The organism is Virgibacillus sediminis (assembly GCF_042643265.1).
GTDB classification, from domain to species: Bacteria; Bacillota; Bacilli; order Bacillales; family Amphibacillaceae; genus Virgibacillus_O; species Virgibacillus_O sediminis.
In genome coordinates this window covers 66,734-83,013 of the sequence record NZ_JBHRRZ010000040.1, presented here as the reverse complement: position 1 = coordinate 83,013, position 16,280 = coordinate 66,734, and the positions used below count along the sequence as shown (strand labels likewise).

17 protein-coding genes are annotated in these 16,280 nt (G+C 42.8%); all 17 read left to right on the top strand.

Going from position 1 to position 16,280, the window contains the following annotated elements:
• The first annotated feature begins 4 nt into the window (after positions 1-4).
• A complete protein-coding gene (infB, locus tag ACFODW_RS17245; protein WP_390308051.1) occupies positions 5-2,137 on the top strand; it encodes a translation initiation factor IF-2 in 2,133 nt (710 codons plus the stop codon).
• Positions 2,137-2,415: a DUF503 domain-containing protein gene (locus tag ACFODW_RS17240; protein WP_390308050.1), complete on the top strand. Its 279-nt coding sequence runs from the start codon at positions 2,137-2,139 to the stop codon at positions 2,413-2,415. The genes infB and ACFODW_RS17240 overlap by 1 nt, the downstream gene beginning before the upstream one ends.
• Before the next feature lie 87 nt (positions 2,416-2,502).
• Positions 2,503-2,844, top strand: coding sequence for a 30S ribosome-binding factor RbfA (gene rbfA / locus ACFODW_RS17235; RefSeq protein ID WP_390308048.1), 342 nt, complete (start codon positions 2,503-2,505; stop codon positions 2,842-2,844).
• A gap of 72 nt (positions 2,845-2,916) precedes the next feature.
• Complete coding sequence (gene truB, locus ACFODW_RS17230) at positions 2,917-3,804, top strand: tRNA pseudouridine(55) synthase TruB (RefSeq protein WP_390308046.1); 888 nt, start codon at positions 2,917-2,919, stop codon at positions 3,802-3,804.
• Positions 3,805-3,822: 18 nt separating this feature from the next.
• The gene (locus ACFODW_RS17225) at positions 3,823-4,764 is read left to right on the top strand and encodes a bifunctional riboflavin kinase/FAD synthetase (protein WP_390308045.1); all 942 of its coding nucleotides are present in this window, start codon (positions 3,823-3,825) and stop codon (positions 4,762-4,764) included.
• 142 nt (positions 4,765-4,906) lie between these two features.
• Positions 4,907-5,176, top strand: a complete 270-nt coding sequence (gene rpsO, locus ACFODW_RS17220) for a 30S ribosomal protein S15 (protein WP_390308044.1) — start codon at positions 4,907-4,909, stop codon at positions 5,174-5,176.
• Positions 5,177-5,304: 128 nt separating this feature from the next.
• Positions 5,305-7,428 carry a polyribonucleotide nucleotidyltransferase gene (locus tag ACFODW_RS17215; RefSeq protein WP_390308042.1) on the top strand — a complete coding sequence of 708 codons (2,124 nt, stop codon included), beginning with the start codon at positions 5,305-5,307 and terminating at the stop codon, positions 7,426-7,428.
• Positions 7,429-7,606: 178 nt separating this feature from the next.
• Positions 7,607-8,551: a polysaccharide deacetylase family protein gene (locus ACFODW_RS17210; RefSeq protein ID WP_390308040.1), complete on the top strand. Its 945-nt coding sequence runs from the start codon at positions 7,607-7,609 to the stop codon at positions 8,549-8,551.
• A 24-nt stretch (positions 8,552-8,575) separates the two neighbouring features.
• Positions 8,576-9,796, top strand: coding sequence for a M16 family metallopeptidase (locus ACFODW_RS17205; RefSeq protein ID WP_390308039.1), 1,221 nt, complete (start codon positions 8,576-8,578; stop codon positions 9,794-9,796).
• 119 nt (positions 9,797-9,915) lie between these two features.
• The gene (locus ACFODW_RS17200; protein ID WP_390308037.1) at positions 9,916-10,152 is read left to right on the top strand and encodes a YlmC/YmxH family sporulation protein; all 237 of its coding nucleotides are present in this window, start codon (positions 9,916-9,918) and stop codon (positions 10,150-10,152) included.
• Between the two features lie 281 nt (positions 10,153-10,433).
• Positions 10,434-11,324 carry a dipicolinic acid synthetase subunit A gene (gene dpaA, locus ACFODW_RS17195; protein ID WP_390308036.1) on the top strand — a complete coding sequence of 297 codons (891 nt, stop codon included), beginning with the start codon at positions 10,434-10,436 and terminating at the stop codon, positions 11,322-11,324.
• Entirely contained in the window at positions 11,315-11,905 is a 591-nt protein-coding gene (dpaB, locus tag ACFODW_RS17190; protein ID WP_390308035.1) for a dipicolinate synthase subunit B, read from the top strand. Before dpaA ends, dpaB begins: the two co-directional genes overlap by 10 nt.
• A 66-nt stretch (positions 11,906-11,971) precedes the next feature.
• A complete protein-coding gene (asd, locus tag ACFODW_RS17185; RefSeq protein ID WP_390308034.1) occupies positions 11,972-13,018 on the top strand; it encodes an aspartate-semialdehyde dehydrogenase in 1,047 nt (348 codons plus the stop codon).
• A gap of 12 nt (positions 13,019-13,030) precedes the next feature.
• Positions 13,031-14,275 carry an aspartate kinase gene (gene dapG / locus ACFODW_RS17180; protein ID WP_390308033.1) on the top strand — a complete coding sequence of 415 codons (1,245 nt, stop codon included), beginning with the start codon at positions 13,031-13,033 and terminating at the stop codon, positions 14,273-14,275.
• Positions 14,276-14,281: 6 nt separating this feature from the next.
• Positions 14,282-15,148, top strand: coding sequence for a 4-hydroxy-tetrahydrodipicolinate synthase (gene dapA / locus ACFODW_RS17175; RefSeq protein WP_390308032.1), 867 nt, complete (start codon positions 14,282-14,284; stop codon positions 15,146-15,148).
• Between the two features lie 156 nt (positions 15,149-15,304).
• Entirely contained in the window at positions 15,305-16,048 is a 744-nt protein-coding gene (locus tag ACFODW_RS17170; RefSeq protein WP_390308031.1) for a ClpP family protease, read from the top strand.
• Complete coding sequence (locus ACFODW_RS17165; RefSeq protein WP_390308030.1) at positions 16,045-16,251, top strand: YlzJ-like family protein; 207 nt, start codon at positions 16,045-16,047, stop codon at positions 16,249-16,251. The genes ACFODW_RS17170 and ACFODW_RS17165 overlap by 4 nt, the downstream gene beginning before the upstream one ends.
• The last annotated feature ends 29 nt before the right edge of the window (positions 16,252-16,280 follow it).

Genomic DNA, 16,280 nt, shown 5'->3' with positions numbered 1-16,280 from the left:
ACGTATGAACAAAATGCGAGTATATGAATATGCCAAGAAAAAGAACATAGCAAGTAAAGATGTAATCAATTATCTGAAAGAATCAAATATAGAAGTGTCTAATCATATGTCTACTATTTCTGCTGACACTGTTGCTAAGCTGGATAAGAAATTCAGTCCTGCGGGGAACCAGAATAGTGGTCAACAACAACAGAACGGTAATACTTCCCAAAAAAATAATCAGCAGAATAATAAAGGAAAGAAACCGGATAATAAAGGTAAATCCGGCAACCCTTCCGGTAAGCAGAACAAGAAAGGGAAGGGCCAACAGAGAAACAATCAGCGCAATAATAAAGGGAGAAAAGACCAATCCTCCGGTGGCGCACAAAAACCTGCTCCTAAGCCAACACCTGAAAAGATTACCTACAGTGGAACGCTTACGGTCAGTGAGCTAGCTGAGAAATTGAATAAGGAATCAGCTGAAATCATTAAGAAGCTGATGTTCCTTGGTGTTATGGCTACGAAAAACCAGGATCTTGAAGATGATGCAGTGGAACTCATTTGTGAAGAGTTCAATGTAGAAGTAGAGAAAGAGATCATCCTGGAAGATACCGATCTGGATAAATATAGAGATGAAGACGAAGAAGATAAGCTTGTAGAACGGCCTGCCGTCGTGACCATTATGGGACACGTCGACCATGGAAAAACCACATTGCTTGATTCCATCCGTCATACAAAAGTAACTGCTGGGGAAGCAGGTGGAATCACCCAGCATATCGGTGCTTATCAAATAGAGAACAATGGAAAGAAGATCACATTCTTGGATACACCTGGCCACGCAGCATTTACCAGCATGCGTTCCCGTGGAGCGCAGGTTACTGATATTGCAGTCCTAGTTGTCGCAGCGGATGACGGCGTTATGCCACAGACTGTGGAAGCAATCAACCACGCTAAAGCAGCCGAAGTGCCAATTATCGTAGCTGTTAATAAAATGGATAAAGAAGGCGCCAATCCGGACCGAGTGATGCAGGAACTGACTGAATATGAATTGATTCCGGAAGATTGGGGCGGCAGCACCATCTTTGTAAATATGTCTGCTATCAAAGGCGAGGGTATTGATGATCTGTTGGAGATGCTCTTGCTCGTTTCCGAAGTGGAAGAATTAAAGGCTAATCCGGACACACAGGCATTTGGTACCGTTATAGAGGCAGAGCTTGATAAAGGAAGAGGATCTGTTGCTACATTACTCGTCCAGAATGGTACCCTCAAGGTGGGAGATTCCATTGTAGTGGGAAACACATATGGACGCGTACGTGCTATGGTCAATGACCTCGGGCAACGGGTGAAGGAAGCGGCTCCTTCTACTCCGGTGGAAATAACCGGATTGAATGATGTGCCGCAAGCCGGTGATCAATTCTTGGTATTTGATGATGAGAAAAAAGCTCGTCAAATCGGTGAAGCGCGTCAACAGAAGCAAATCATGGAGAACCGCGGCGAGCAGACAAAAGTCAGCTTGGATGATCTATTCGAACAAATCAAGCAAGGTGATATGAAAGAAATAAATGTGATCATTAAGGCAGATGTACAAGGCTCAGCTGAAGCATTAGCTGGTTCTTTGCAGAAGATTGATGTAGAGGGTGTCAACATTAAAATCATCCACTCAGGGGTAGGGGCGATTACCGAGTCGGATATTATCCTTGCTTCAGCTTCTAATGCCATTGTCATTGGTTTCAATGTACGACCCGATGCCAATGCCAAAAATGCAGCAGCTTCCGAAAAAGTGGATGTCCGTCTACATCGTGTCATCTATACCGCTATAGAGGAAATTGAATCGGCCATGAAAGGTATGCTTGATCCTGAATATGAGGAGAAAGTAATCGGTCAGGCGGAAGTCCGTGAAACATTTAAAGTTTCAAGAATTGGCACTATTGCCGGAAGCTATGTAACAGAAGGAAAGATTACAAGGGATTCTGGTATAAGGCTTATTCGGAATGGCGTTGTACAATATGAAGGAGAAATTGATACATTGAAGCGGTTTAAGGATGATGTCAAAGAAGTCGCTACAAACTATGAGTGCGGGATCACCATTAAAAACTTCAATGATATCAAAGAGGGCGACATTATTGAGGCGTTTATCATGCAGGAGATTGCACGCTGATGATCATGTATGCAGAAGTGGAATGTATGATGTATGAAGGACATTCACTGAAGCAGAAACGGTCGGTGATTAAACGGTTATTTTCCAGATTGAGGAAAGATTTCAATGTAGCCGTCACAGAGCTCGATTACCATGATTTATGGCAGCGGACAAAAATAGGCATTGTAACCATCTCTATAGATAGTAAGCATGCCGAAAAAGTAGTTCAGGAAGTCTTGAGGGTCATTGATTCTTATTCGGAAATGGAGCGGACCCTTACAAACACTGAACGCCGCTGAATCCAATATTCCATTACTACGGGGTTCTCGCTTTTTTGGGTGGTGACCCCATGTAATGGATTAGCATTCGCGAATGAGGTGAAAATGATGGCAGATTTACGTGCAAACAGAATCGCAGAGCAGATGAAAAAAGAAATGGGGGAAATCCTTACCCGCAAAATTAAAGATCCACGGGTAGGATTCGTTACCGTAACAGATGTAGAGGTAACTGGCGATTTGCAGCAGGCCAAGATATTCATTTCTGTCTTAGGCGATGACCAGCAGAAAAAAGATACACTGCTGGGTCTTGCTAAGGCAAAAGGGTTTATCCGTTCGGAAATCGGCCGCCGTATACGATTACGGAAAACTCCGGAGTTATCTTTTGAGTTTGACGAGGCATATGCATATGGAAACAGAATTGAATCCATTCTTCGCGACCTCAATAAATAGAGACATCTGAATCTGACCTTCATAAAGCAAGGTCAGATTTTTGGTGCATTCAATACATAGGGAGCTGATGGTATGGACGGTATCCTGCCTTTATGGAAACCGAAAGGGATGACATCCCATGATTGTGTTGTCAAAATACGCAAACTTTATCGTACAAAAAAAGTCGGTCATACCGGAACACTCGATCCTGAAGTGGAAGGTGTCCTTCCGATATGCATAGGACAGGCCACTAAAATAGTACCATTTTTGACAGATACAAAAAAAACCTACATTGCCGAAGTGAAGCTTGGCACTGCAACAGATACGGAAGACGGCCAAGGCGAAGTGGTTGAAAGCAAACCAGTGAATGATTTTCCGACTGATGATACTGTAGAGGATGTGCTACAATCATTCCAGGGAGATATTACACAAGTTCCTCCTATGTATTCAGCAGTCAAGGTAAATGGAAGAAAGTTATATGAATATGCGAGGAAAAACATTGAAGTCGAGCGTCCCAAGCGGACAGTAACAATTTTTGACATAGAGAGACTGCCTTCTGATGGGCAGGACATCCGTTTTAAAGTTGTTTGTTCCAAAGGCACATATATCCGTACCTTATGTGTGGATGTGGGAAGAAAACTCGGCTATCCCGCCCATATGGCAGACCTTTCCCGTATACAGACAGGATCGTTTGCTGAGGATGACTGTATACGTTTTACAGAAATAGAGGAAGCTGTGGAAAAAAATCAGGAAGAACAGCTGCTTTTTCCGCTTTCCAGCGGGCTGAACCATCTAGATGTACTGCAAGTAGATGAAGCTACAAAGAAAAAGGTAGAAAATGGCAGCAAACTTATGCATCCTGATGAGGAATTAAAAACAGATCCCTTCAGAGTTATGCATGGCCGGCTACTGCTGGCAATCTATCAAAAGCATCCTGAAAAACCGGGGCAGATTAAGCCGGTCCGTGTTTTTCACGGGTGAAAGAGCAGGTGAAAGATATTGAGAACGTTTGAGTTGACTTCTCCCCATTCCTTGGAGAGGGAAGGACTACCTGAAACTGTCAGTGCGGTCGGTTTTTTTGACGGTATTCATAAAGGTCATCAAAAAGTAATAGGGACGGCCGTAGAGGAAGCCAGAGCTAAAGGCATGGAGAGTGCAGTCATAACATTTCATCCCCATCCCTCCGTGGTACTGAAAGGCGCAGACCATGTGAAATATCTTACCACCTTAAAAGAAAAGAAAGAAATACTTAAACAAATGGATGTGGACCGACTCTATATTATCACTTTTAATAAAGAATTATCTTCCTTGTCACCACAGGAATTCGTGGACCACTTTATTATAGGGTTGAACATCAGGCATCTCGTTGCCGGCTTTGACTTTTCATTCGGTTACAGAGGAGAGGGCAGAATGGATAATATGGATGAATTTTCAAAAGGATATTTCAGCTATACTACAATTGATCAAGTTACCATGGGCTCTGAAAAAGTGAGTTCCTCTAGGATTCGGAAGTTGTTGATGGATGGAAGAGTGGAAGAAGCAAATGAACTGCTTGGCCGTCCCCTTTTGCTTGAAGGCTTGGTAATCCATGGGGATAAGCGTGGGAAGGAAATTGGCTATCCGACAGCTAATCTGCAGGTTAATCCGGATGCTTTGCTGCCGAAGCCCGGAATATATGCCGTGAAAGTGATTTATAAAAACGAAATCTATGAAGGAATGGCAAACATAGGAACCAATCCGACATTCACGGCAGATAGAAAAGATTTGTCAATTGAAGTGAACATCTTAGATTACAGCAATGATTTATATGGTGAAATCCTCCAAGTAGAATGGTACAAGTATATCAGGGAAGAAGAGAAATTCAACGGAGTGGAAGAACTGGTTGCACGTATCGCTCAGGATGAAAGAGAAATCAGGGCCTACTTCTCGCAGAAAAATTAAAAATGTAGAATTTCGGCTTTTCCCTTGCATTTCTTATAAAAAAAAGGTACGATTAACAACGTAGAACCATCGCTTGGCAAATCGCAACTCCGGCGTTTGCTAGGGGAATGGGGATAAGACAGATTGATAGGAGGTGAACCAGATGGCAATCACACAAGAGCGTAAAAACGAAATCATTAACGAATACAAGGTCCACGACAGTGACACTGGTTCTCCAGAGGTACAAATTGCTGTACTTACTGAAGAGATCACGACATTGAATGAGCATTTGCGTGTTCATAAAAAAGACCACCATTCACGCCGCGGTCTTTTAAAGATGGTCGGTAAACGTCGTAATTTGCTTAACTATCTACGTAAAAAAGACGTTACCCGGTACCGTGAGTTAATTAAAAAACTTGGTCTACGTCGTTAAGCCAAAAAGCAGGAGAAATCCTGCTTTTTTTAATATGTATACATCTCAGCCTACATAAAATTTACATTTTAAGTTATAAACTATAAAATGGGGTGTAGAACGTTCTATTGAAAGGAGCACTTGGATTAATGTCAGAAGAAAAACGATTATTTTCTAAAGAAATCGCCGGTAAGACGTTTACCGTTGAAGTTGGCGAATTAGCAAAACAGGCTAATGGAGCCTGCATGATTCACTATGGTGATACAGCAGTGCTGTCTGTTGCTACAGCATCCAAAGAACCGAAAGATCTTCCGTTTTTTCCATTGACTGTAAACTACGAGGAACGCCTCTATGCAGTCGGCAAAATACCGGGAGGATTCATTAAGCGAGAGGGCCGCCCAAGCGAAAAGGCGATTTTATCTTCCCGCCTAATTGACAGGCCGATCCGCCCGCTTTTCCCAGATGGTTTTCGTAATGAGGTACAAGTCATTTCCACGGTGATGAGTGTAGATCAGGACTGTTCTTCAGAAATCGCCGCAATGATCGGATCCTCTATCGCTCTTAGCATATCAGATATTCCTTTTGAGGAGTCTATTGCCGGAGTCCATGTCGGCAGGGTTGATGGGGAATTTGTAATAAACCCAACGATTGAACAGGAAGAGAAAAGCGATATAGAGTTAACTGTGGCAGGAACAAAGGATGCCATCAATATGGTCGAAGCCGGAGCTGATGAAGTACCAGAGGAAGTAATGCTGGAAGCAATCATGTTCGGCCATGAAGAAATCAAAAGGCTGATCGCTTTCCAAGAGGAAATCGTAGAGGCAGTCGGTGTACCAAAGTCGCCGGTGAAATTGGTTGAAACGGATGAAGAGCTTGCCAGCCGGGTGGAAGCCGAAGCCAAGGGTAAATTGGTCGAGGCAATCCAGGTGAAGGAGAAACAGGCTAGAGAAGAAGCGATCAGCAGTGTAAAAGAGGAAATCCTTGAGTCTTACGAAGAAGAGGAAGAGGATGTTATTAAACAGGTGAAAAATGTCCTGGATAAAATGGTGAAAGAGGAAGTCCGTCGACTGATCACCAAAGAGAAAGTACGACCGGACGGCCGTAAGCTTGATGAGATTCGGGCGCTGTCATCCCGTATCAATGTACTTCCTAGAACACACGGATCTGGCCTCTTTACAAGAGGGCAAACACAGGCCTTGAGTGTTTGTACGCTTGGAGCGCTTGGTGATGTTCAAATCTTGGACGGGCTGGATCTGGAAGAGTCCAAACGCTTTATGCATCATTATAATTTCCCGCAATACAGCGTAGGGGAGACCGGTCCTATCAGAGGACCAGGCCGCCGCGAGATCGGGCATGGGGCCCTAGGAGAAAGAGCTCTCGAGAAAGTAATTCCCAATGAGAAAGAATTCCCTTATACTATTCGCCTGGTATCTGAAGTCCTTGAATCCAATGGATCAACCTCACAAGCCAGTATTTGTGCAAGCACATTGGCCATGATGGCCGCAGGTGTGCCGATTAAGGCCCCTGTTGCCGGGATAGCTATGGGTCTTGTGAAGTCAGGGGAAGATTATTCCATTCTGACCGATATCCAGGGTATGGAAGATGCACTTGGTGATATGGACTTCAAAGTGGCTGGTACCGAAAAAGGTGTCACTGCATTGCAAATGGATATCAAGATTGATGGGCTTTCCAGGGAAATTCTGGAAGAGGCACTGCAGCAGGCAAGAATTGGCCGCATGCAAATCCTTGAACATATGCTTGGGACGATTGAGGAACCGAAAACTGAATTGTCCGAGTACGCACCAAAAATCTTGACCATGCAGATCAATCCGGATAAGATCCGTGATGTCATTGGACCAAGCGGTAAACAAATCAATAAAATTATTGATGAGACCGGAGTAAAAATCGACATTGAACAGGATGGCAATGTATTTATTTCTTCTACTGACGCCGATATGAATAAGAAAGCTCAGAAAATTATCGAGGACCTTGTCAGAGAGGTGGAAACAGGCGAAGTTTACCTGGGTACTGTAAAACGTATTGAAAAGTTCGGTGCATTTGTAGAATTATTTAAAGGAAAAGATGGCCTTGTCCATATTTCCGAATTGGCTGAGGAACGCACCAATAAGGTAGAGGACGTTGTATCAATCGGTGATCAGATAAAGGTCAAGGTTAAAGAAATAGATCGCCAAGGCAGGGTCAACCTGTCACGTAAAGCGTTGCTGAAAGAAGAGAGAGAAAAGGCAGAGAAAGCTGAAAAGGCCGAACAATAATTACTTTTTAAAAACAAGAAGCTGGATTCCAGTTTCTTTTTTTATTTGGGAAAAAGCCGGTATGCTTTTCTTTAGTGCTAGCCAGTTTCCGATTCCTAGCTATCGGGTTCTTCATTTGCACTATTTCAGGCATACCTTGTCCCTTCCTGACATATGGTTTTAACAGGAGGGGATATCGATGCGTTATGTTTCAAAAGGTGTTCATTTATTGGTATTTATCATTATCGTTGCTTTGGCATTCGATATAGACCAGAATCCCTTTAAAGCTCCGGGTCTACATATATCATCAACTATGGTAAATGCTGAGGATCCTTTATATAAAGAAATTCAGGCGAAGAGCAAGGAGTTTGCTGAAGAGCCGCAGAACGCATACATTGACCAGGTCTGGCATAAGACACCAGGAAGGAATGGTCTAAAAGTAGATGTAGAGAAATCTTACCAAAAAATGAAGGAAAAAGGCTCCTTTGATGAAAGCCTTCTGGAGTATAAGCAGGTTCCTCCGGAGATTCAATTAAAAGATCTTCCAGCATCTCCTATCTACAGAGGACATCCTGAAAAAGAGATGGTTGCGTTGCTTATTAATGTATCGTGGGGAACAGAGTATATTCCAGATATCCTACAGATTTTAAAAGAGAACAAGGTAAAAGCCACCTTTTTTATTGAGGGTAAATGGGCCAAGGAAAACGCCGGGTATGTGAAAATGATTCATGAACAAGGGCATTTGATCGGCAACCATGCATACAACCACCCGGATATGAGACAATTATCATCCGCCGATATTGCCGAACAGATTTCCAGAACCAATGAGATCCTGCAAGCCACAGTGGATGCTACTCCTAAATGGTTTGCACCACCAAGTGGAAACTATACCGAAGAAGTGGTCAAAGCTGCCGATCAACTAGGCATGGAGACTATACTATGGACCGTTGATACGATTGATTGGAAGAATCCAACGGTATCTGTTATGATGAACCGAGTAAATGACAAAATCCATCCCGGCGCTACAATTTTGATGCACCCGACACCTGCTATTGTGGAAGGCCTGGGACCCTTAATAAAAAATATAAAAGATAAAGGCTATAGAATTGATACGATTGAAATGTTATTAAAGGAAGAGCGGTAGGGTTTATTATCTAGGAGGGAAAACATGGTAGAAAAGCACACAAGTAAGAATGGTCTTCGTATAGTGATGGAAAATATCCCGTCGGTTCGTTCGGTAACCATTGGAATTTGGGTTTTAACCGGTTCCAGAAATGAAACGGATCAGAACAATGGAATCTCCCATTTCCTTGAACATATGTTTTTCAAGGGTACGGAAAAGAGGTCTCCGCAAGAAATAGCAGAGGCTTTTGATTCCATAGGAGGACAGGTGAATGCCTTCACCTCAAAAGAATATACATGCTTCTATGCAAAAGTGCTGGATACCCATAAGGAGTATGCGTTGGATATTCTGGCTGACATGTTCTTTCATTCCTCTTTTAATGAAGAAGAAATGGAGCGGGAGAAAAAGGTTGTATATGAAGAAATCAAAATGTATGAAGACACGCCGGACGACATTGTACATGATCTGCTGGCAAGGGCATCATATGGCAAACATCCGCTCGGTTACCCGATTTTGGGAACAGAGGAGCACCTGAGTTCCTTCACTGCCGACACATTAAGAAATTATATGAAAGAGCAGTATAGACCGGAAAATGTCGTTGTGTCTATTGCTGGGAACGTAGATCAGCAATTTTTGGATAAAGTAGATGAGCATTTTGGGTCTTATCAAGGTGGAAATCAAAGCAGCTCACTAGAGAAACCTGACTTTTTTGCAGAGAAAATAGAAAGGAATAAAGATACAGAGCAGGCACATCTCTGTCTCGGATATGATGGACTGGCTGTAGGAAACGATGATATTTTCAGTCTCACCATCATGAATAATGTACTTGGAGGAAGTATGAGCTCCAGACTTTTTCAGGATGTCCGTGAAAAACGGGGATTAGCCTATTCAGTCTTCTCTTATCATTCCTCATTTCTTGATAATGGATTATTGACCATCTATGCCGGTACTGGAAGTGAACAACTGCCGGTACTTCAGGATACTATTGAACAGACGGTCGAGCATATGAGAGAGAAGGGGCTTACTGATAAAGAGCTGAAAAACAGTAAAGAACAATTGAAAGGGAATTTAATGCTCAGCCTGGAAAGCACCAATAGTCGAATGAGCCGAAATGGAAGGAATGAACTGCTATTAAATCGACATCGAAGCTTGGACGAAATGATTGAAGAGATTGACGCGGTAGATCATGCATCTATCCAGCGTGTAATTGAGACCATTTTCAATCAGTCCCCTTCAACAGCCTTAATTGCTCCAAAAGCTGATTAAAGTTTATGGTTCACCTATATAGTTACACGTTCCTTTTATCATAGCGAAATAGTATAGAATGACTGGTTTCCTCTCTGCATATATATTAGATAAGAAGAGGACAATAATGGGGGGAAATCATGCGTTATAAGGAGATCAGCGGAAAAGAGATCGTTAACATCAATCAGGGAGCGCGACTAGGCATTCTAGGGCAGACCGATCTGGAGATCAATGAACATAGCGGTCAGATTGAAGCTCTTATTCTGCCAAATTACAAATGGTTTGGCCTTAAAAAAGAAGGAGAGGAAAAAAAGATCCACTGGACCTCCATAAGGAAAATCGGTGATGATATGATAATGATTGAAATGGACGAATGAAAAACTCCGGCATCGATGATGCCGGAGTTTTTGTCTATAAATGGGAACGCAAAAAAATTTAAACACCAAGCCGGTGCCGCCCATTCTATTCACTTCTTACATAAGCTGGAAGGCGGAATGGTAAAAGTCATTCTGCATATTGACTGGCGTTTATGCTTTTGCTCCGGCCGGAAATTTTAATCGACGGGAGATTTTATAAAATCTTTATCACCCTCTGCATGGAAATTCATAAGCTATAAAGAAATAATTTATGGATCAATGTCTGGAGGGGTCTCATAAAGATGAAACATACAATTGCTGTAATAGGCGGAGATGCCCGTTATCTCGAATTAATCCGGCAGCTGCAGGAACTTTCCGGTACCGATATTATATTGGTTGGTTTCGATAAATTGGAACAAGGATTTACCGGCTTAAAACAAATGGATTTTGCAGAATTGGAGCAGGATCAATTAGATGCCGTCATTCTACCGATTACGGGAACCGACATGGAAGGCAATGTCGAGACGGTCTTCTCCGACAAGGAAATTCAATTGACCGAAGACTGGCTGAAAGAATTAAAACACGATGCATTGCTGTTCAGCGGCATTGTTAATAATTACTTGAAGAAGGCCGCTGAACAAGCGGGCGTATCGTTAATTCCGTTACTTGACCGGGATGATGTGGCTATTTATAATTCCATACCAACTGCAGAAGGAACAATCATGATGGCAATTGAACATACAGACTTTACAATTCATTCATCTAAGGTGATGGTTGTAGGCTTTGGGAGAGTAGGCCAGACAGTGGCCAATAAGTTTGATGCTTTAGGTGCCAAGGTGAGTGTAAGTACTAGAAGCAATAAAGATTTAGCCCGAATCAATGAGATGGGTCTTGAGGCAGTTCCATTGGATGACCTCCCTGGTAGATCCGAGGACTGCGATATGATCATCAATACGATTCCTGCTCCTGTTATCACCAGAGAGTCCATTCAGCAGCTCCCACCTCATACTCTGATCATAGATTTGGCCTCCAAACCAGGAGGGACTGATTTTGATTATGCAAAACAACGTGGAATTCAGGCAATTCTTGCGAGGAGTCTCCCAGGAGTAGTGGCACCAAAAACTGCCGGAAAGATTTTGGCTGATGTCATAAAACAGATTCTAGTGGAAGAAAGGAGATCAACATGGAATTGAAGGGAAAACGGATAGGTTTTGGGCTCACCGGCTCCCATCATATGCATGCAAAAGTTTTTCCACAAATAGAAAAATTAATGGATAGCGGAGCAGAGATCATTCCTATTATCTCCAACACCGTGAAAAACACGAATACTAAATTTGGCGACGCACAAGAGCATATTGAAAAGCTTGAAACTATAACAGGAAAAAAAGTGATTTCCACCATTCCCGAAGCAGAACCATTGGGGCCTAAGGAACCGTTGGACTGTATGGTTATTGCTCCTCTCACAGGAAATTCACTCAGTAAATTAGCAAATGCTTTGACAGACTCCCCTGTACTGATGGCAGCAAAGTCAACCATCCGCAACCAGCAGCCCGTTGTTTTAGGAATCTCCACCAATGATGCATTGGGACTCAATGGAGTTAATTTGATGCGTCTAATGGCAGCAAAATTCATATATTTTATTCCATACGGCCAAGATAACCCACATAATAAGCCGAATTCTATGGTGGCCGATATGAATTATCTGCCGGAAACTGTCAAATTTGCGCTAAAAGGTAAACAATTTCAGCCTGTAATCATTACTCATAAAGGCTAATCTATGATAGAATAATATGCTAAGAACTGATCACTATCATTCTTAATAGGAAAGGGAGTTTTGTACATGACAGAAAAAACAACATTTAACATAGCAGTAGTGGGGGCTACAGGCGCAGTTGGGCAAAAGATCATCGACCTTCTGGATGCCAAAGACTTCCCAATTAATGACCTGAAACTATTATCCTCTGAAAGGTCGGCTGGAAAAAAAATTAACTTCCAAAATAAGGAATTAACAGTTGAAGCAGCTACACCGGAGAGTTTTACTGATGTGGATATCGCTCTATTTTCTGCTGGTGGATCTGTATCAAAAAAACTGGCGCCGGAAGCAGTTAAGCGCGGAGCAGTCGTAGTGGATAATACCAGCGCTTTCAGGATGACAGAAGATGTACCGTTGGTTGTGCCTGAAGTGAATAATGAAGACATAGCCAAACATAATGGAATCATTGCAAATCCTAACTGTTCGACTATCCAAATGGTTGCAGCATTGAAACCGATTAAAGATGCTTTTGGTCTGGACCGGGTAATCGTATCCACGTACCAGGCAGTATCCGGTGCAGGTAATGAAGCTAATAAAGAATTGGAAGAGCAGTCAAAGGCAAGATTGAATGGAGAAGAAATGAAAGCGGAACTACTCCCGGTAAAAGGGGAGGAAAAGCATTATCCGATTGCTTTCAACGCACTTCCACAAATTGATGTGTTTGAAGATAATGGATATACCTTTGAAGAAATGAAAATGATAAATGAGACAAAGAAAATCATGCATGCTCCCGAGTTGAATGTGGCAGCTACTTGTGTAAGATTGCCATTTTTCACTTCTCATGCGGAAAGTGTATATATTGAAGTGGGGAAGGAAGGACTTGAAGTAGCTGACCTATGGAAAGTACTGGAAGGAGCGGACGGCGTCGTACTGGAAGATGATCCTGCCAGTCAAACATACCCGACTCCTTTAAGTGCTGCAGACAAAGAACAAGTTTTTGTCGGCCGGGTAAGAAAGGATCTGGATCAGAAAAACGGCTTCCATCTATGGGTAGTATCTGATAACCTATTGAAAGGAGCTGCATGGAATTCGATCCAGATTGCACAGAGTCTGATTCAAAATAAATGGCTGTAAGGTAGTGTTATAATGCAGATATTAGTTCAAAAATTTGGTGGTACTTCTGTAAGGTCTGAAGAGAACAGAAAGCATGTCATCAAACATATTAAAGCTGCATTGAAAAAGGGATATAAACTGGTGGCGGTAGTATCTGCATTAGGAAGGAATCCGGACCCCTATGCTACAGATACGTTGCTTGGGTTAGTTGATTATCCAGCCCACTCAGCCGGGAATCGGGAGATGGATCTGCTCATGTCCTGCGGAGAAGTAATCTCGTCAGTAGTCCTGTCGAATGAACTGCAGAAAGAGGGAATCCAAACAACAGCATTAACCGGTCCTCAGGCGGGAATTTTGACCAATGAGGAATTCACACGGGCAAAAATCAAAAAAGTTAATCCGTCACGTATCGTACAGGAACTGAAGCAGAGTGATGTAGTGGTCGTTGCTGGGTTCCAGGGAGCAACGGTAAGCGGCGAAATAACCACTATCGGGCGGGGCGGGAGCGATACAACGGCTGCTGCCGTCGGTGCCGCCCTGAATGCAGAATATATTGATATATTCACAGATGTTCATGGAATAATGACAGCCGATCCAAGAGTTGTCGATTCAGCCAGACAGCTTCATGTAGTCACTTATCAGGAAATCTGCAATCTTGCATATCAGGGAGCCAAAGTCATTCATCCGAGGGCAGTGGAAGTTGCTATGCAAGCCGATATACCGATAAGAATAAGGTCCACGTATACAGAAGATGAAGGTACTTTAGTCACTTCCTCCCTCTATAGGAACAATAGCTTGCTCCCAGGGGAAAGTGCGGTGACAGGGATCGCCCATATGACCAATATTACACAGATAAGAGTGCCGGCAAGAAAAGAAGAAGCATATCATCTTCAATCGGCAGTTTTTAAGGCGATGGCTGCATCAGGAATATCCGTTGATTTTATCAATATCTCACCTCGTGATGTTATATACACCGTTCCTGATACCTATACGGAAAAGGCTGTCGGTATATTGGAAGAATTAGGGTTTCAACCGATTGTCACTGAAAACTGTACGAAAGTTTCCGCTGTTGGAGCAGGGATGGCTTACATTCCTGGGGTGGTCTCAAAAATGGTTCAGGCCATAACTAATGAGGGAATACAAATCCTGCAGTCTGCCGACAGCAATACTACGATTTGGATCTTGATTCACGAAAAAGATACGAAGAAGGCGGTCAATGCGCTGCATGATGTTTTTGGTTTAAGTATGGAGAAATCGAGATATGCAAAAGAAGGGTGATATGCAATGGATTTCGGCAAGGTTTTAACAGCAATGGTTACACCATTTGATGAAAAAGGTAAAATGGATCTGGAAAGAACGACAATTCTGATTGAATATCTGCTGGAAAATGGAACAGAAGGCCTGGTGATCAACGGAACAACCGGTGAATCACCTACTCTGTCCATCCAGGAAAAAATTGACCTGTTCAAACATGTTGTCAAGGTTACTAATAAGAGGGTTCCGATTATTGCAGGAACTAGCAGTAATGATACCTACGCTTCGATAGAACTTACCAAAGAAGCAGAAACTGCAGGGGTCGATGCCGTGATGATTGTTGCACCATATTATAATAAACCGACACAGCGGGGGATGTATGAGCACTTCAAGGCACTTGCAGAAGCTACCACACTTCCTGTTGTCCTGTACAATATCCCGGGACGCTCTGTCGTAAAAATAAATGCTGAAACGATCATCGAACTTAGCAAGATCGATAATATTGTCTCTCTTAAAGAAGCTTCAGGCGACTTTGATTTAGCTTCAGAGGTCATTCAAAACACCAGTGAGGATTTCAGCGTATATAGCGGTGAAGACGGCCTTACGCTTCCATTGGTTTCTATTGGAGCCGATGGAGTCATTTCGGTGGCATCCCATGTGATCGGGAATGAACTGCAACAGATGATCAAAGCCTATACTAATGGGGAATACCAAAAGGCTGCATCTTTGCATCGTCAACTCCTGCCGGTAATGAGAGGCTTGTTTAAGCAGCCTTCACCAGCGCCAACAAAAGCTGCACTGCAAATGAAAGGCATTGATACCGGCGGGGTCCGCCTGCCGCTCCTGGATCTTACAGAACAGGAAAGAAACGAATTAAAAGAATTAATGGATGGATAAAAATATCGGCTGATAAGCCGATATTTTTTTATCCATGTTTGCTTTTGTAAGATATTCAGCTGCATTTTCCAAGGAATACTCCTCCCCGCATGAAGCAGATCGCTTACGTACATACTAAAAACAAAGCGATCTTAATTTTAAGGGAGTTGTTCTAAGATGAATAATGAAACAGATAAAAAGGAAAACCCGAATCAGGACCAAAACCAAGGAGATAAGCAGAATCCTTCTGCCCTGGTACAGAAGATACAGCAGCTAGGCTCTTCTAATGTTGCGCAGGCACCGGATTCCAATATACATGTACTCACAATTATTGGCCAGGTGGAAGGGCATGTGCAGTTGCCGCCACAGAATAAGACAACGAAATATGAGCACCTCCTCCCCCAATTGATTGCTGTTGAGCAAAATCCAAAGATAGAGGGATTAATTATTCTCCTGAATACAGTAGGGGGAGATGTTGAGGCAGGTTTAGCATTGGCAGAGATGATCTCCTCCATTTCCAAGCCAACTGTATCCATTGTATTAGGGGGAGGACACTCTATAGGGGTGCCAATTGCTGTGGCTGCAGATCATTCCTACATTGCCCCGACAGCCACTATGACTATCCATCCTGTTCGGCTGAACGGTCTTGTTATTGGTGTTCCGCAAACATTTGAGTATTTGGATAAGATGCAGGATAGAGTCATCAATTATGTTACCAGCCACTCCAACATCGAAGAAGAAAAGTTCAAGGATCTTATGTTCGCAAAAGGTAACCTTACCAGGGATATTGGAACCAATGTCGTTGGAACGGAAGCAGTGGAATACGGGCTGATAGACGGAATAGGTGGCGTGAAAGAGGCAATGGAAAAAGTGAATGAAATGATCGGAGATAACAATATTGGAAATCAGGTGATTCAATGATTCTTTATACTCCTTTATCCGAACATGAGATTTTTCCACAGTCTGAAGAGCAGTTTTCTAATAGGCATTTACTTTCCATCAATGGAAGGTCCTTATACGCGGAAAGAAAGAATGATGGTTCCTATCAAATACTTCAGCTTTTGTCGACGGATCCCCAGGACTATATGGATGAGAATTATACTCCTGGTAACATCATCGATTAGATGGCAGGCTTCACTCTCCCAGAAATAGT

Excerpts from the sequence above, each read along its gene's own strand:
- rpsO (WP_390308044.1), top strand. The coding sequence starts at position 4,907 with ATGGCAATCACACAAGAGCGTAAAAACGAAATCATTAACGAATACAAG.
- ACFODW_RS17200 (WP_390308037.1), top strand. The coding sequence starts at position 9,916 with ATGCGTTATAAGGAGATCAGCGGAAAAGAGATCGTTAACATCAATCAG.
- ACFODW_RS17240 (WP_390308050.1), top strand. The coding sequence starts at position 2,137 with ATGATCATGTATGCAGAAGTGGAATGTATGATGTATGAAGGACATTCA.
- truB (WP_390308046.1), top strand. The coding sequence starts at position 2,917 with ATGGACGGTATCCTGCCTTTATGGAAACCGAAAGGGATGACATCCCAT.
- dpaA (WP_390308036.1), top strand. The coding sequence starts at position 10,434 with ATGAAACATACAATTGCTGTAATAGGCGGAGATGCCCGTTATCTCGAA.
- ACFODW_RS17205 (WP_390308039.1), top strand. The coding sequence starts at position 8,576 with ATGGTAGAAAAGCACACAAGTAAGAATGGTCTTCGTATAGTGATGGAA.
- ACFODW_RS17215 (WP_390308042.1), top strand. The coding sequence starts at position 5,305 with ATGTCAGAAGAAAAACGATTATTTTCTAAAGAAATCGCCGGTAAGACG.
- rbfA (WP_390308048.1), top strand. The coding sequence starts at position 2,503 with ATGGCAGATTTACGTGCAAACAGAATCGCAGAGCAGATGAAAAAAGAA.
- asd (WP_390308034.1), top strand. The coding sequence starts at position 11,972 with ATGACAGAAAAAACAACATTTAACATAGCAGTAGTGGGGGCTACAGGC.
- ACFODW_RS17170 (WP_390308031.1), top strand. The coding sequence starts at position 15,305 with ATGAATAATGAAACAGATAAAAAGGAAAACCCGAATCAGGACCAAAAC.
- ACFODW_RS17165 (WP_390308030.1), top strand. The coding sequence starts at position 16,045 with ATGATTCTTTATACTCCTTTATCCGAACATGAGATTTTTCCACAGTCT.
- dpaB (WP_390308035.1), top strand. The coding sequence starts at position 11,315 with ATGGAATTGAAGGGAAAACGGATAGGTTTTGGGCTCACCGGCTCCCAT.
- infB (WP_390308051.1), top strand. The coding sequence starts at position 5 with ATGAACAAAATGCGAGTATATGAATATGCCAAGAAAAAGAACATAGCA.
- ACFODW_RS17210 (WP_390308040.1), top strand. The coding sequence starts at position 7,607 with ATGCGTTATGTTTCAAAAGGTGTTCATTTATTGGTATTTATCATTATC.
- dapA (WP_390308032.1), top strand. The coding sequence starts at position 14,282 with ATGGATTTCGGCAAGGTTTTAACAGCAATGGTTACACCATTTGATGAA.
- dapG (WP_390308033.1), top strand. The coding sequence starts at position 13,031 with ATGCAGATATTAGTTCAAAAATTTGGTGGTACTTCTGTAAGGTCTGAA.